This is a genomic window from Pseudomonas fakonensis, from assembly GCF_019139895.1.
In the GTDB taxonomy this organism is placed as follows: domain Bacteria; phylum Pseudomonadota; class Gammaproteobacteria; order Pseudomonadales; family Pseudomonadaceae; genus Aquipseudomonas; species Aquipseudomonas fakonensis.
In genome coordinates this window covers 2,609,809-2,626,390 of record NZ_CP077076.1, presented here as the reverse complement: position 1 = coordinate 2,626,390, position 16,582 = coordinate 2,609,809, and the positions used below count along the sequence as shown (strand labels likewise).

Annotated in this window: 11 protein-coding genes; 10 read left to right on the top strand and 1 reads right to left on the bottom strand. The window is 65.0% G+C overall.

Annotated elements, in window-relative coordinates:
- Positions 1 to 6 precede the first annotated feature (6 nt).
- Positions 7 to 1,155 (top strand): ABC transporter ATP-binding protein, encoded by a 1,149-nt coding sequence (locus tag KSS94_RS11860; protein ID WP_217843162.1) that lies wholly within the window; start codon positions 7 to 9, stop codon positions 1,153 to 1,155.
- A 179-nt stretch (positions 1,156 to 1,334) separates the two neighbouring features.
- On the opposite strand, the gene KSS94_RS11855 is transcribed toward KSS94_RS11860, so the two are convergent.
- A complete protein-coding gene (locus KSS94_RS11855) occupies positions 1,335 to 2,213 on the bottom strand; it encodes a DMT family transporter (protein WP_217843161.1) in 879 nt (292 codons plus the stop codon).
- Positions 2,214 to 2,424: 211 nt separating this feature from the next.
- On the opposite strand from KSS94_RS11855, the gene KSS94_RS11850 reads away from it, so the two are divergent.
- The 9 genes from KSS94_RS11850 to KSS94_RS11810 all read left to right on the top strand — a co-directional run bounded on the left by KSS94_RS11850 (position 2,425) and on the right by KSS94_RS11810 (position 16,467).
- A complete protein-coding gene (locus KSS94_RS11850) occupies positions 2,425 to 3,249 on the top strand; it encodes an aldo/keto reductase (RefSeq protein ID WP_217843160.1) in 825 nt (274 codons plus the stop codon).
- 346 nt (positions 3,250 to 3,595) lie between these two features.
- Positions 3,596 to 4,543, top strand: a complete 948-nt coding sequence (locus KSS94_RS11845; RefSeq protein WP_217843159.1) for an endonuclease — start codon at positions 3,596 to 3,598, stop codon at positions 4,541 to 4,543.
- 257 nt (positions 4,544 to 4,800) lie between these two features.
- On the top strand, positions 4,801 to 6,693 hold the full coding sequence (gene mrdA, locus KSS94_RS11840) for a penicillin-binding protein 2 (protein WP_217843158.1): 1,893 nt from the start codon (positions 4,801 to 4,803) through the stop codon (positions 6,691 to 6,693).
- 1,122 nt (positions 6,694 to 7,815) lie between these two features.
- Positions 7,816 to 9,147: an MFS transporter gene (locus KSS94_RS11835; protein WP_217843157.1), complete on the top strand. Its 1,332-nt coding sequence runs from the start codon at positions 7,816 to 7,818 to the stop codon at positions 9,145 to 9,147.
- A 534-nt stretch (positions 9,148 to 9,681) separates the two neighbouring features.
- Entirely contained in the window at positions 9,682 to 10,224 is a 543-nt protein-coding gene (locus tag KSS94_RS11830) for a phage tail protein (protein ID WP_217843156.1), read from the top strand.
- 29 nt (positions 10,225 to 10,253) lie between these two features.
- On the top strand, positions 10,254 to 10,814 hold the full coding sequence (locus KSS94_RS11825; protein ID WP_217843155.1) for a phage tail protein: 561 nt from the start codon (positions 10,254 to 10,256) through the stop codon (positions 10,812 to 10,814).
- Between the two features lie 34 nt (positions 10,815 to 10,848).
- On the top strand, positions 10,849 to 11,406 hold the full coding sequence (locus KSS94_RS11820; protein ID WP_217843154.1) for a phage tail protein: 558 nt from the start codon (positions 10,849 to 10,851) through the stop codon (positions 11,404 to 11,406).
- The gene (locus KSS94_RS11815) at positions 11,376 to 11,945 is read left to right on the top strand and encodes a GNAT family N-acetyltransferase (RefSeq protein WP_217843153.1); all 570 of its coding nucleotides are present in this window, start codon (positions 11,376 to 11,378) and stop codon (positions 11,943 to 11,945) included. The genes KSS94_RS11820 and KSS94_RS11815 overlap by 31 nt, the downstream gene beginning before the upstream one ends.
- Before the next feature lie 94 nt (positions 11,946 to 12,039).
- Positions 12,040 to 16,467 carry an autotransporter domain-containing protein gene (locus tag KSS94_RS11810; protein WP_217843152.1) on the top strand — a complete coding sequence of 1,476 codons (4,428 nt, stop codon included), beginning with the start codon at positions 12,040 to 12,042 and terminating at the stop codon, positions 16,465 to 16,467.
- The last annotated feature ends 115 nt before the right edge of the window (positions 16,468 to 16,582 follow it).

Here is a 16,582-nt window from a genome sequence, read left to right as displayed (position 1 = left end):
ACAACAATGAGTGCAGTGATCAAAGACAACGCGCAAAACAAGACCCTGGTCAGCCTGCGCGGCCTGAACAAGCACTACGGCGACTTCACCGCCGTAGACAACCTGGACCTCGAGATCCAGGACGGTGAATTCCTCACCTTCCTCGGCTCCAGCGGCTCGGGCAAGTCCACCACCCTGTCGATGCTGGCCGGTTTCGAAACCCCCAGCAGCGGTGAAATCCTGGTGGACGGCCAGTCGCTGGTGAACGTGCCGCCGCACAAGCGCGACATCGGCATGGTGTTCCAGCGCTACTCGCTGTTCCCGCACCTGAACGTGCGCGACAACATCGCCTTCCCCCTGGCCATCCGCAAGCTCAGCGCCAGCGAAACCAACAAGCGCGTGGACGCCATGCTCAAGCTGGTACAGCTGGAAAAATTCGCCCACCGCAAGCCCTCGCAGATGTCCGGTGGCCAGCAGCAGCGCGTGGCGATTGCCCGGGCGCTGGTGTACGAGCCGCGCATCCTGCTGATGGACGAGCCCCTCGGCGCGCTGGACAAAAAACTGCGTGAAGACCTGCAGGACGAGCTGCGCCAGCTGCACCGCCGGCTGGGCATCACCATCGTCTACGTGACCCACGACCAGGAAGAAGCCATGCGTCTGTCCCAGCGCATCGCCATCTTCAGTCACGGCAAGATCGTCGGCCTGGGCACCGGCTACGACCTCTACCAGAACCCGCCGAATGCCTTCGTCGCCTCGTTCCTGGGCAACTCGAACTTCTTGCGCATCAAGGCCAGCAGCAACGGTGCCGGCAGCTTCGAAGGCCAGCCGGTGGCCATCCGCCTGACCCCGGGCCTGGCGGCCGAGCAGGAGGCGCTGATCATGGTGCGCCCGGAGAAGGCCCTGGCGCTGACCGCCGAACAAGCTGCCCGCGATACCCTGCCAGCGGGCTGGAACGAAGTCACCGCCACCGTTGGCGAGGTGTTGTTCCTGGGTGAAAGCCAGACCTGCCACGTGGTTACCCAGGGCGGTACCGAGCTGACAGTCAAGGCCCTGTCGGCCGCCGGCATGCCGATGCAGCCGGGTGACCAGGTGAAAGTGCGCTGGGCGGTGGCCGATGCCTGCATCTACACCGAGTGGGCCGAAAGCGACCTGAGCAAGGCGGCCGGGGCGCACTGACAAAACCCTGCAGGAGCCTGCTATTGCGATGTCGCCTGATCGGGCGCTATCGCCGGCAAGCCGGCTCCTACAGGGATCGCATCACATTCAGGCCGGCGCCCTACCTGTAGGAGCCGGCTTGCCGGCGATGAGGCCGGTACAGGCAGCACAACACAGTTACCCCAAAGAAGTGCCTGGCCCTACCCCTTACGCTGCATCCACGCCGCACCCAGCCCGCTCAGGCAGATGATCGCAATGCCCACCAGGCTCACCCCGTCCGGCACCTGGCCGAACACCACCAGCCCGAGCAACCCGGCAAACACGATCTGGCAGTAGCTGAACGGCGCCAGCAGCGCTGGCGCGGCATGCCGGAAGGCCTGGGTCAGCAGCAGGTGCGCGGTCATCCCGCAGCCCCCCAGCCCCAGCATCAACAGCACATGCGGCCATTGCGGCACCTGCCAGAAGAACGGCACCAACGCGGTCATCACCAGGGTGTTGCACAGGCCTGCGTAGAAGTTGCTGGTGGTCGGGCTGTCGTGGACTGCCAGCTTGCGCGTCAACAACTGGTAGAAGCAAAAACCCATGGCCGAACCGAACGGGAACAGAATGGCCGGGGTGAACATCGCCCCGCCCGGGTGCACCACCACCAGCACACCGATAAAGCCCAGCACCACCGCCACCCACTGGCCCAGGGTGACGTGCTCCTTGAGCAGCGGCACCGACAGTGCGGTCACCAGCACCGGGGCCAGGAAGTTGACCGAGGTCGCCTCGGCCAGCGGCAGGTATTGCAGGCCGGCGGTAAACAGCAGGCTGGTGCTGAGCAGGCTCAGGGCGCGCAAGGTCTGTAAAACCGGGCGCCGGGTGCGCAGTACTGCCAGGCCTGCCTTGGGCAGGAAGATGCCGGCCATCAACAGTGTGTGCACCACATAGCGGGCCCACACCACCATGATGACCGGGTAGATGCCGCCCAGGTACTTCGACAAGCCATCGTGGCTGGCGAACAGGAAGGTGGCCACCACCACCAGGACGATACCGCGCAGCGGCTGGTTGACTCCGGACAGCGGGGTACTGGAACTCATGGGGCCCTCGGGCGATGGCCCCGGCATGGCGCCCGGGCATGGGCGGATTCTAGAAGAGATCGGACGACCTGAACATCAGGCGCACCCACTGCTTTACACCGCCCGGTACATTTTGTTCGCTGATCGACCACTTTCCCCTACGCCGTGCAGCCAGCCAGCGGCCGATAGCCGATGATGGGCGCCCACCTTTCGACCCGTACAAGGAGTACCCATGCACAGGCTCACCAACCGTCACGGCCTCGACCTGCCCGCCATCGGCCTGGGCACCTGGCCGATGACCGGCGCCGACTGCACCCGCGCCGTGCACCAGGCGCTGGAGCTGGGTTACCGGCACATCGACACCGCCACCGCCTATGCCAACGAAGCGGCTGTCGGCCAGGCGCTGCGCGACAGCAGCGTGCCGCGTGAAGCCATCCACCTGACCACCAAGGTGTGGTGGGACCGCCTTGAGCCCCAGGCCATGCGCCAGTCGCTGGAAGACAGCCTGCGCGCCCTGGGCACCGAGCAGGTCGACCTGTTCCACATCCACTGGCCGGCCCGCGACTGGGACCTGGCCCGCAGCATCGAGACCCTGGTGCAACTGCGCGACGAGGGCAAGGCGCGCTGCATTGGCGTTGCCAACTTCCCGCTGGGCTTGCTGCGCCAGGTGGTGGAGCAGTTGGGCGCACCGTTGGCGGCGATTCAGGTGGAGTACCACGCACTGCTCGAGCAAAGCCCGTTGCTGGCGTTCGCCCGCCAGCACGACCTGGCCTTCACCGCCTACACGCCTTTGGCCCGCGGCGAAGTGGCGGAGCAGCCGGCGGTGTGTGCAATTGCCGAAAAACACGGCGTACTGCCCACCCAGGTGGCACTCGCCTGGTTGCTCGAGCAGCCCGGCGTGGCGGTGATCCCCAAGGCCAGCAGCCGCGCCAACCAGTTGGCCAACCTGGCGGCACTGGAGCTGCGCCTGGATGAACAGGACCGCGCGGCAATGGCTGCATTGCCCAAGGACCGGCGCGTGGTGAGCCCCGAGTTTGCGCCCGACTGGCAAGCCTGAGGCCGGGCGTGCGCCTTTAACGGCGATGGACCTGACTAAAACCGCTCTGTGTGGGAAGCGGCCTTGTGTCGCGATGGGCTGCGTAGCAGCCCCGGCGATTTTGCATGAGGTCGGGATCTTGGGGCTGCTACGCAGCCCATCGCGACACAAGGCCGCTTCCCACAAAGCCCGTACCAGCGTTCAGAAATGTCGTAAGACAAAACTCCCACAGTGTCAGGTGCTCTCCTACATTGCCTACACTGGGTGATGGCACCCTGCGCCAGCATTCCAACCCCTCTATTACGCCCACGACAGCCGAATTTTCCTGCGTATAATCGCGCCTTTTTCTGACGCTGATCGACGCCCCATGAAAAGACTGCTGTACGCCGCCACCCTGTTCCTCACCCTGCTGCCCCCCGCCTTCGCCACCCCGCCTGCGACCTTCACCGAAGCCAAGGTTATCGCCAAGCAGAAGATCTACCTCGACCAGGCCAGCAGCGCCCAGGGCGACCTTTACTGCGGTTGCAAATGGACCTGGGTGGGCAAGTCCGGCGGGCGCATCGACCCCGGCTCCTGCGGCCTGCAAGCGCGCAAGCAGCAGACCCGCGCCGACCGCACCGAGTGGGAACACATCGTCCCGGCCTGGACCTTCGGCCACCAGCGCCAGTGCTGGCAGAACGGCGGCCGCGAGGCCTGCGTCGACAAGGACCCGGTGTTCCGCGCCATGGAAGCCGACCTGTTCAACCTCTACCCCGCCGTGGGCGAGGTGAATGGCGACCGCAGCAACTTCAACTACGCCATGGTCAGCGGCGTCGCCCCGCAGTACGGCCAGTGCCCGACCAAGGTCGATTTCGTGCAGAAATCCGCCGAGCCCCGCGATGCGGTCAAGGGCCTGGTGGCACGCACCACCTTCTATATGTACGACCGCTACCAGCTGAGCATGTCGCGCCAGCAGCAACAGCTGTTGATGGCCTGGAACAAGCAGTACCCGGTCAGCGCCTGGGAGCAGGAGCGTGACCGGCGCATCGCCGCAGTCATGGGCCACCACAACCCGTTCGTTACCGGCGAGCGCAGCTGGACCCCTGGCTACAAACCGGCCGGCAGCACCGTCGCCAGCAACAGCGCATCCAGCAAGCCCGCCCCCACCACCAGCACCTCCCACGGCGCGGTGCTGGGCAACCGCAACAGCCAGGTCTACCACCTGGCCAGCGGCTGCCCGGGCTATGCCCAGGTATCGCCGAAAAACCAGGTAGCCTTCACCTCTGAGGCTCAGGCGCAGGCAGCGGGTTATCGCAAGGCCGGCAACTGCAAGTAAGCGCCCGGCGGCCAGGATGAACGAATCTTCATCTTGGCCGCAGCGCCCTGATACCGGGCCCCAAGGCGCCTTCGCCGGCGGCGCCCGAGCGCTGCAGCTTGAGCCACGGCCGGGGCTTGCGTAGCATCGCCGGCCCTTGCCAGCTTCGTGGGAGCGGGCTTGCCCCGCGATTACGTCTTCAAGCGTCAACCCGCAGCCTGGCCGGCGTCGGGTCGTGGGGTGGGCCCGCTGCCACACCTTACCCCGCCGAGCCGCCGATGCCCCAACCCATCCCCCTCAAGGACCACGAAACAGAAAAGAGCCTGGTCAACCGCCGGCTGCTGGCCTGCGCCGTGCTGGTGCTGAGCCTGGTGGCGGTACTGATCGGCCGGCTGTACGTGCTGCAGGTGCTACAGCATGACCAGCAGAGCGCGGTGTCGGAAAACAACCGCGTGCACGTGCTGCCCATCCCCCCCGAGCGCGGCCTGATCTACGACCGCAATGGCGTGGTGCTGGCCGACAACAAGCCCAGCTTCAACCTGACCATGACCCGCGAACGCGCTGGCGACTCGGCCAAGGTACTGGATAGCCTGGCGCAGATCCTCAGCCTGCCCGAAGACGATCGCCACCAGTTCGACAAGGACCTGCGCCGCGGCCGCAAGCCCTTCGAGCCGGTCACCTTGATGGTTGGCCTGAGCGAGGAGCAGATCGCCCTGATTGCGGTGAACCAGTTCCGCCTGCCGGGCTTGGAGGTAGAGCCGCAGTTCATTCGCGAATACCCCCTGGCCGAGCACTTCGCCCATTCGGTGGGTTATGTGGGGCGCATCAACGAGAAGGAAGCCAAGGCCCTCGACAGCACCGAATACCGTGGCACCCAGTCGATCGGCAAGACCGGCATCGAGCGCTTCTACGAAGACCAGCTGCATGGCCACGTGGGTTACGAAGAGGTCGAGACCAACGCCCAGGGCCGGGTGATGCGCGTGCTGCGCCACCACGACCCGGTGCCGGGCAAGGATATCGTACTGAGCCTGGACGCCCACCTGCAGCAGGCCGCCGAGAAGGCCCTGGGGGACCGGCGCGGCGCCGTGGTGGTGCTGGACCCGGCCAACGGCGACGTGCTGGCGATGGTCAGCAACCCCAGCTTCGACCCCAACCTGTTCGTCAAGGGCATCAGTTTCAAGCAATACGCGGCGCTACGCGACTCCATCGACCGGCCGCTGTTCAACCGCGTGCTGCGCGGCCTGTACGCGCCGGGCTCGACGGTAAAGCCCGAGGTGGCCATCGCCGGCCTGGACAGTGGTGTAATCACCCCTGCCAACCGGGTGTTCGACCCCGGCTACTACGAGTTGCCCAACTACGACCACAAGTACCGCAACTGGAACCGCTCGGGTGATGGCTGGGTGGACATGTACACCGCCATCATGCGTTCCAACGACACCTACTTCTACGACCTGGCGCACAAGCTGGGCATCGACCGCCTGCACGACTACATGAGCGAGTTCGGCCTGGGGCAAAAGGTGTCGCTGGACATGTTCGAGGAGGCTGCCGGTTTGATGCCGTCGCAGGCCTGGAAGCGCGCCACCCGCCGCCAGGCGTGGTTCCCGGGTGAGACGTTGATCCTTGGCATCGGCCAGGGCTACATGCAGGTGACCCCGCTGCAACTGGCCCAGGCCACCAGCCTGCTGGCGAGCAAGGGCGCCTGGCACCGCCCGCACCTGGCGATGACCATCGGAGGCGACAAGCCAGTGGACCCGAACCCGATGCCGGACATCGTGCTGCACGACAAGCGTGCCTGGGACCAGGTCAGCCAGGGCATGCAGATGGTCATGCACGACCCGCGCGGCATTGCCCGGGCTTCGGCGGCCGGGGCCCAGTACCGCATTGCCGGCAAGAGTGGTACCGCGCAGGTGGTGGCGATCAAGCAGGGTGAGCGTTATGACCGCAACAAGACCCTCGAGCGCCACCGTGACAACGCTTTGTTCGTCGGCTTTGCGCCGGCTGACCATCCGGCGCTGGTGGTGGCGGTGATGATCGAGAACGGCGAGGCCGGGGGGCGGGTTGCCGGGCCTGTGGTTCGGGAGGTGATGGATGCCTACCTGTTGGATGAGCAGGGGCATTTGAAGGCGCAATATGCTGGGAATTTGGGGGGGGCGGCTGCGCCGCATGGCTGATTCGGGTTCGGGTTCGGGTTCGGGTTCGGGTTCGGGTTCGGGTTCGGGTTCGGGTTCGGGTTCGGGTTCGGGTTCGGGTTCGGAGCTTATGGTGATTGCTTTGGGAGATGTATGCACATTCGTTGACGATAAGCGCTTTTTGTCACCTTTCCGCCCTTACGGCGGCCTACTTTTGTCTTGGCAAAAGTAGGCAAAACCGCCTGCTCCTATCATCCGGCCCCCTACGCTGCGCTCCGGGGGTTCCCTCGCTCCGGGCTTGCTCCGGAGGTACGCGCCGACGGGCCGTCCCTGGCCCGATCGGCGCTCGACCGGCATCCATGCCGGTCGCCCTCCTACGCAATCCCTACGCTCGGCCTCCTGAAGTCGCGATTTGTGTTGCCTGAACTACCGCGCGCTTAGAAGCAAGATCAAGAGCCAGATCAAGAGCCAGATCAAGAGCCAGATCAAGAGCGGGGATGTTGGTTTTATTGTTATTGATGTGTTGTTTGTTCGGGCCCTATCGCCGGCAAGCCGGCGATTGCGATCCTGAGGTCCCACAAATTCAACTAGCGGTTAGCTGCGCCAGCACAGGCGCCGCCACTAACTTCGCGACTTCAGGAGGCCGAACGCAGGGATTGCGTAGGGGGGCGACCGGCATGGATGCCGGTCGAGCGCCGATCGGGCCAGGGACGGCCCGTCGGCGCGTACCCCCGGAGCAAGCCCGGAGTGAGGGAACCCCGGAGCGAAGCGCAGGGGCCGGATGAATGGAGCGAGCATTTTTTGGTGACTTTTTGATGCTTCAAAAAGTTACCCGCCGTAAGGGCGGAAAGGTGAATAAGCGTCACTACAAATAATGAATGCGCATACAATTTTCAAAACAAACAATAACCAAGCCCAAAACAAACCCATTCAATTCAATTCAATTCAATTCAAAATTAAAGTTTCACGCCAAGAAATCAAAGTCACCGGGTATATACCCGCCGTCAGGCCCCAGAAAACCCACACCCCGGTGCAAACAGATATCCCAACGTCGCCCCCAACGAAGCACACCCCCTCCCCACACGCTCTACTGCCCCAACAACAACAAAAACAACAGCGCGCACCGCTCAAGCCCAAGCTGCCAGACCATCGGAGAGCACACCTATGTCCACCCCCCATGAGGTCCCACCCGCCACCCTGCGCAAAGTCATCGCCGCCTCCGCCATCGGCAACTTCGTCGAGTGGTTCGACTTTGCGGTTTACGGCTTCCTCGCCACCCTGATCGCCAGCCAGTTCTTCACCGGCGAAAGCGCAAGCGTCGCCCTGCTCAAGACCTTCGCCGTGTTCGCCGTGGCCTTCGCGCTACGCCCGCTCGGCGGCATCGTGTTCGGCGCCCTCGGCGACCGGCTCGGGCGCAAGCGCATCCTCTCGCTGACCATCCTGCTGATGGCCGGCTCCACCACCCTGATCGGCCTGCTGCCAACCTACGCCAGCATCGGCGTACTGGCCCCGGTGCTGCTCACCCTGGCCCGCTGCCTGCAGGGGTTTTCCGCCGGTGGCGAGTACGCCGGCGCCTGCGCCTACCTGATGGAACACGCACCCCAAAACAAACGCGCGTTCTACGGCAGCTTCGTGCCCGTATCGACCTTCTCGGCATTCGCCTGCGCGGCGGTGATCGCCTATGGCCTGGAAGCCAGCCTCAGCGCAGAGGCCATGAACGCCTGGGGCTGGCGCATCCCGTTCCTGGTGGCCGCGCCGCTGGGTCTGGTGGGGCTGTACCTGCGCTGGCGCATGGAAGAAACCCCGGCGTTTCGCCAGGCCATCGCCGAAGGCAAGCAGCACGCCCACTCGCCGCTGGCCGACACTCTGCGCCACCATGGCCGCACCATCCGCAACCTCGGCGCGTTCATTTCGCTGACGGCGCTCTCGTTCTACATGTTCACCACCTACTTCGCCACCTACCTGCAGACCGTCGGCCAGCTAAGCCGCGCCCAGGCGCTGCTGGTGTCCACCGTGGCACTGCTGTTCGCCGCCGCCGGCTGCCCGCTGGCCGGGGCATTCAGTGACCGCGTTGGCCGCAGGCGGACCATCGGCTTCACCTGCATCTGGGTGATGGTGGCGGTGTTCCCGGCCTACTGGCTGGCCAGTTCCGGCTCCCTCAGCGGCGCCCTGCTGGGGGTAGTCCTGCTGGCCATCGGCGCACTGCTGAGCGGGGTGGTCACCGCCGCGCTGCTGTCAGAGTGCTTCCCCACTCGCAGCCGCTATACCGCCTCGGCAATCACCTACAACGTCGCCTACACCCTGTTCGGCGGCACCGCACCGCTGGTGGCCACCTGGCTGATCGAGCAGAGCGGCAGCCGCCTGGCACCGGCGTTCTACCTGGTGGTGATTGCACTGCTGGCATTGATCGGCGGCCTGGCGCTGCCAGAAACCTCGCGGGTGTCGCTGCATGACGAGCCCGGCAGTGACGCGCAAGGCCAGGCAGACTCGGCCTGAAGCGTACAAACAACACCGAAGCCCTCATCGCCGGCTTGCCGACGATGAGGCTACTACAGGCTGGCGTTCAATCAAAACATTACGCGTACCCACAGTTCGCGACAAAACAATGACTTGCCGAGACATTGAACTGTCAGCAACTCGTTTAATGACAAAAAAATAATTACGCCAACAATTTTTTGCGCACAATTAAAAATTATTGACGTCAAATTCAAGACGCCCATCAGCGCTCGTACACTCGTTTGAACATTAAGTTCAAAATTTTCTTTGCAGATGATGGCAATTGCCCATCATCTCGCGCTAGGATTCAATCTCCCTTGTAATGCCATGGCTTTTTCAGGCCTGCACCGGCATTTCCCCTGAGCCCACGGAAGGATCGCTCACACCGCCCAAGCACCAGAATGCCCGGTCGATTTCAATCGAACCCGGCATGAAAGCACCACAACTTTCAGGTTAGTTCTTTTATTCGACCACCTTCGCCATGAAGGGGTGTCGTTTCGGTGTCTGCAGTTTCAAACCACGGAGTGCGCAGTTATGGATGGTTTTGTAGGTGAGATCCGCCTGTTTACGATGAGTTGGGTACCCAGGAACTGGTTGCCTTGTAATGGCCAGACCCTGACCATCAGCCAGAACCAGGTGTTGTTCTCCTTGATTGGCAACCTTTACGGCGGTGACGGTCGCACCACCTTCAAACTGCCCGACCTGCGCGGGCGTGTCGCCATTGGCACCGTAGTGCCCACTGCGCCAACCAGCGCCCACCCGCTGGGAGAGTATGAGGGTGGCGAGACTTCGGCCATTCCGGCATCCATCGTGCCGCTGCACAACCACACCTTGCGTGTCAGCTCGGCCACCAGCGGCAACGCCGGCCCGGCCAATAATTTCCCGGGTGCCAGCCTGCTGCTGACCAACGGTAATAACGCTGGCAATGTCTATGTCACTGCCAGCGCCACAGGCCGCACGCCGATCAACGCCAATACGGTCGTCCCCGGCAACGGCGTACCAGCGCCCAACGTGCAGCCATCGGTAGTGTTGAACTACTGCATCTGTGCCAATGGCCTCTACCCCAGCCGCGGATAACTGAAAACAAGCCTGATGAGGGGCATGAAATGTCTGAACCATATGTTGGGGAAATCCGCCTGTTTGCCGGTAACTACGCCCCGGTCGACTGGCTTGCCTGCGATGGCAGCATCCTGAAGATCACCGATTACCAGGCACTGTACTCCCTGATTGGCATCACCTACGGCGGCGATGGCCGCGAAAACTTCATGCTGCCCGACCTGCGTGGGCGCGTGGTGGTCGGCCAAGGCAACGGTACGGGCCTCACGCCGCGTACGCTGGGCCAGACTTTCGGCACCGAGATGGTAACGCTGGCCGCTGAAAATACGCCGCCCCACCAGCACCCCTTCAGCGTCAATGCCGCGCCCGCCACCAGCATCACGCCAGCCGACAGCAGCAACACCAACACCCGCAGCTTCGGCATTTTCACCCCTGTGAACCAGATGCGCGGGCTGTACAACACTGCCACGGCCACCACCAACATGGTCACGCTGAACCCTGCGGCGGTCACCACCTACAACCACACAGCAACGCCCCACAACAACGTGATGGCCTCGACCGTCATCAACTACATCATCTGTGTGAACGGGTACTACCCGACCCAATCCTGAGGCTCAGCCTTACTTCACTACCAGGAGGTGCAACATGGACCCGTTCCTCGGCGAAATCAGGCTGTTCCCCTACAACTTCGTTCCCAGCGGCTGGGCATTGTGCGACGGCTCGCTACTCCCCCTGCGACGCTTCACCAGCTTGTTCTCACTGCTAGGTGTGCAATACGGCGGTGACGCCGTGAATACCTTTGGCGTGCCCAACCTGAACGGCCGGGTGGCCATGCACAAGGGCACCGGCACTGGCCTGACGCCACGCACTCAGGGCCAGTTGATAGGGGCCGAAACCGTCACCCTCGACTCCAGCCACCTGGCCTCGCACAGCCATCTGATCGCACTCAACAACGGCCTTGATGGCGCGACCTCAGTGGATGCACCCGATAACAATGTCTACCTGAGCCAACCACGCTCGGTGCTGCTGTATAACGCCACGCCTGCGGCCGAGGGCTACACCCTGACCAGCGAAACCATCGGCAACGGCGGCAACACCAACCCGACGGCTGCGCCACGGGACAACATGCAGCCGTACCTGACGCTCGTTTACGCCATCGCCACGGAAGGAATATGGCCGCCAAAACCGGACCCAGCGCCCTGATCGGCTGGCTCAACGCCAGCCAGACACACCGCGTCATCCCCGACCTGCGCCCGCAGGTCGGGGATGACGCGGCGTTTCTACGCGAACTGTTCGTCAGCCGTCGCTGGCAGGAAACCCTGGCCGCTCCTGGGTGGAACGACCAGCAGCGGCTGGCCTTTCTGCACAGCCAGGCCGACCTGCAACAACAGCACTACGCCCGGCACTACGCTGATGCCGCTTTCATGATCATCGAGCAGCGTGGCCAGCCGATCGGCCGGTTGTGCGTGCTGTGTGCAGAGCAAGAGGTGCGCCTGGTGGATGTGGCCCTGCTGCCAGCCTATCAGCAGCAAGGGTTTGGCAGTGCCTTGCTCGACGCCGTGCTGGCACTGGCCGACAGCACCGGCAAGCCATGCACACTGAGCGTCGAACCCTTCAGCCCGGCACGCCGCCTGTATGAGCGCGCCGGCTTCGAGGCCCTGGCCTTGCAAGGCCCTTACCTGCAGATGCGCAGGGTCTCCCGGCAACCCCAGGTTACAGGCGGGCTTGCCATGGACGACTGACCCCGGGCACCCACCCAGGCACGGCCGGCACCTTCGCCGGCCCATGACATTTCCAGCAGCCCGACACCGCCCCTGGTGCCCGGCAGGACGCCACATGATGACTTCACGAATATTCGACATTCACCGTTTCGCCAGGCTGCTGGCCATGTTCTGGCTGGCCTTGCTGGCACAGGCATTCGCCGCCCAGGCACAGGCCGCCCCCACCATCTCGCCAGCCTCCGGTACCCACCTGGGGTCGCATCCGGTGGGTGTGGCATTGAACATTGTACTCACCGCGTCTGGTGGCACCCCGCCCTACACCGACTGGTACGAATGCGACAACAACGTTGATCCGCCCACGCTCAAATGCATGCCAGACGGCCTGCGCATCGATTTCACCGCAGGCACTGGCACCGCCACCATCAGTGGTACTCCGACCAAGGTCGGCCTGGCCCAGCAGTTCACCGTATCGGCGTGGGACAGCGTCTGGGACATGGCCGGGACCGCCACCTATACCATCGACATCACCGGCGGGCCGACCCTGAACAGCCTCGCGCCCAGCAGTGGCAGCACTGCGGGCGGCACCAGCGTGACACTCATCGGCAGCGGCTTCACCGGCGCCACCAAGGTTACCTTCGACGGCACCGACGCCAGCTTCAGCGTGAACAGCGACACCACCATCACCGCCACCGCCCCGGCCCACGCTGCGGGGGCGGTCAATGTGGTGGTCACCACCCCTGATGGCTCGTCGGCCGCCCAGACCTTCACCTATGTGGCGCCAACGCCTACCCTGAGCAGCGTCAGCCCCAACACTGGCAGCACCGCCGGCGGCACCAGCGTAACCCTGACCGGTACCAACTTCAGCGGTGCCACCGCCGTCACCTTCGACGGCATCAGCGCCACCGGCATTGTCGTGGTCAATGCCACCACCATCACCGCCACCACCCCGGCGCATGCCGCAGGCGCGGTGAACGTGGTGGTCACCACCCCGGGTGGTACGGCGCCCCTGAGCAGCGGCTACACCTATGTGAACCCGGCGCCAACCTTGAGCAACGTCAGCCCCAGCAGCGGCAGCACCGCCGGCGGCACCGGCGTGACCCTGACCGGTACCAACCTCAGCGGTGCCACCGCCGTCACCTTCGGCGGCACCAGCGCCACCGGTATTGTCGTGGTCAATGCCACCACCATTACTGCCACCACCCCGGCCCATGCCGCCGGTGCGGTGGACGTGGTGGTGACTACCCCTGGCGGCACCGGCCCCCTGGTCAACGGCTACACCTATATCGCCCCCTCGCCGCCCGTGGCCGGTGCGGTCAGCGTCACGGTGGCAGCCAACAGCGGCGGCAACCCCATCCCCCTAAACCTCAGCGGCGGTACCACCACCAGCGTGGCCGTAGTCAGCGGGCCAAGCCAGGGCACCACCAGCGTTTCCGGGAGCAACATCACCTACACCCCCAACGCCGGCTACTCCGGGGGCGACAGCTTCACCTACACCGCGACCGGCCCGGGCGGTACTTCGGCGCCCGCGACGATCACCATCACCGTCAACGCGCCGACCTTGGTCATCAGCCCGAACAGCCTGCCCAACGCCACGGCCAGCAACGCCTACAGCCAGACCTTGAGCACTGCCAACGGTGCTGCGCCGTACAGCTACGTGATCAGTTCCGGCGCCGTGCCGCCCGGCCTGAGCCTGGCCAGCGGCGGCGCCCTGAGCGGCACCCCCAGCGCCGTCGGCACCTTCAATTTCACGGTCACCTCAACCGACGCCCACAACGCCACCGGCAGCAAGGCCTACAGCCTGACCGTGCAAGCCGCGACCATCGCCATCACCCCCACCAGCCTCGGCACGCTCAACGCAGGTACGGCTTACAGCCAAACCCTGAGCGCCACCGGCGGCAACGGCAGCTACACCTGGTCGAGCGCCGGCTCGCTGCCGCCCGGCATTACCGTCAGCAGCGCCGGCGTGGTCAGCGGCACGCCGACCAGCAGCGGCAACTACAGCTTCACCGTCACCGCCACCGACAGCCTCGGCTCAACCGGCTCGCAGGGTTACGCCGTGACGGTCAACGACCAGGCACCCGTCGCCAACAACTCGACCCTGACCGTGCAAGGCGGCAGCAGCAACAACGCGGTCGCCCTGAACCTCACCGGTGGCTCGGTGAGCCAGGTGAGCATCGTCTCCAATGCCAGCAACGGCACCGCCACCGCCACCGGCACGACCATCCTGTTCACCCCGGCCCCGGGCTTTTCCGGCCCCGACAGCTTCACCTACAACGCCACCGGCCCCGGCGGTACGTCCAATACCGCCACCGTCAGCGTGACGGTCACCGCGCCGACCATCAGCATCACCCCGGCAACCCTGACCAACGCGCAACAGAACTCCGCCTACTCGCAGACCCTGACCGCCAGCGGCAGCAGCGGCTCGTACGCCTTCAGCGTAGTGGCAGGCAGCCTGCCGGCGGGCATGAACCTGTCGGCGGTCGGTTTGCTCAGCGGCGCGCCCACCGCTGCCGGCAACAGCAACTTCACCGTGCGCGCCATGAGCAGCAGCGGCTTCTTCGGCGACCAGGCCTACACCCTGGTGGTCACCAGCCAGGCGCCAGTGGCCGGCCCGCTGAACCTCAGCGTGACAGCCAACAGTTCGGCCAACCCGGTCACGCTCAACCTCAGCGGTGGTGCCGCCACCAGCGTCAGCGTGAGCAGCGCCCCGACCCACGGCACCACCTCGGTGAGCGGTACCAGCATCAGCTACACCCCCACCGCTGGCTACTCCGGCCCGGACAGCTTCAGCTACATCGCCACCGGCGCCGGTGGTAGCTCGTCACCGGCAACCGTGAGCATCACCGTGCAGGCGCCCACCCTGGTGATCACCCCGGCCACCCCGGCCCTGCCTGCAGCCACCCAGAACGCCGCCTACAGCCAGAGCCTGAGCACCAGCGGCGGTACCGCACCGTACAGCTTCATCGTGACCAGCGGTGCACTGCCGGCCGGCCTGACCCTGGACGCCGGCGGCAACCTCAGCGGCACGCCGACGGTGGTGGTCACCAGCAACTTCACGGTCACCGTCACCGACGCCAACGGCGCCACCGGCAGCCGCGCCTACAGCCTGGAAGTAGCAGCCCAGAGCGTGGTGGTGCCGCCGAGCAGCGAATCCGTAGAGCCGGGCCAGAGCGCCACAGTCGACCTGACCCGCGGCGCCACCGGCGGCCCGTTCACCAGCGCCACCCTGCTGTCGGTGAGCCCGCCGTCGGCCGGTACCGCACGCATGACCGGCCCGTTCACCATGCGCTTCGCCCCGGCCGCGGCCTTCAGCGGCAGCGCGGTGGTGAGCTTCCGCCTGCTGGCCGCCAGCGGCAATTCGGCGGCAAGCTTCGTCACCTTCGCCGTGCAATCACGCCCCGACCCGACCAAGGACGCCGAAGTGATCGGCCTGCTCAACGCCCAATCGCGGGCAGCCGAGCGTTTTGCCAGCACCCAGATGGACAACTTCAACCGCCGCCTGGAGCAGCTGCACCGCCCCACCTGTGACCGCAACTCGTTCAACGCCAGCGTGCGCCACGGCCGCGATGACGTGAGCCTGGGCGGCCTGGGCAAGGCCCTGCGCGACGAGCTGGAAGGCAACGGCAAGGGCGGCGACGAAGACGACGACGAAAAACGCCGCCAGGAGCGTGACAGCTCCCGTGCCACCACCGGCGAATGCCGTGAAGAGGCTCTGGCGTTCTGGACCGACGGCTTCGTCAACACCGGCTCCAACCGCGCCCGGGGTGCCAAGGACAACAGCTTCACTACCTACGGCCTGAGCGCCGGCATGGACTATCGCCTGTCGCCACGGGCCGTGGTGGGTGTGGGCTTTGGCTACGGCAACGACCGCGCCGACATTGGCGAGCACGACACCCGCAGCGAGGGTGACGCCCTGGGCCTGGCGGCTTACTTAAGCGTCAACCCACTGTCCGAGGTGTATATCGATGCGCTGCTCGGCTACAACCGTATCAGCTTCGATTCGCGCCGCTACGTCACCGCTGACCCGTCCAACGGCTATGCCCATGGCTCGCGTGATGCCGACCAGCTGTTCGCCTCGCTCACCGCCAGCTACGAGTACCGCCAGGGGCCGTTGTCGCTGGCCCCGTATGCGCGGCTCAACAGCAGCTACACCACGCTCGACGCCTTCAGCGAGCGCGGTGGCGGTGCCTATGCCCTGACCTACGAGGAGCAGACCCTGCGTTACTTCACCTCGTTCGTGGGGGTGCGTTCGGGCTACGACATCGACACCCGCTTTGGCGTGCTCACCCCGCGGGTGGGCCTGGCCTGGGGCCACAACTTCAGCCGCAACCAGGACTACCGCATGCGCTACGCCGACCAGGGTAGCGACGGTGTGCTGTACCGGTTGTCGCCCGACCCGATGGACACCAACTTCATGGACCTGGACACCGGGCTGGACCTGACCCTGGGCCGCAGCTGGCGCCTGGGCTTCTCGTACAAGACCGCGCTGGGCACCAATGAGCGCAACGAGATGTTCCGTATCGGGCTGGATGGCAAGTTCTGACCTGCCCTCACCTGCAATGAAGAAGGCCACCGAAAGGTGGCCTTTTTTGTGTCGCCTGTGCGGGCCTCATCGCGGGCAAGCCCGCTCCTACAGGGCTGCGCATAGGCTCGAGCCG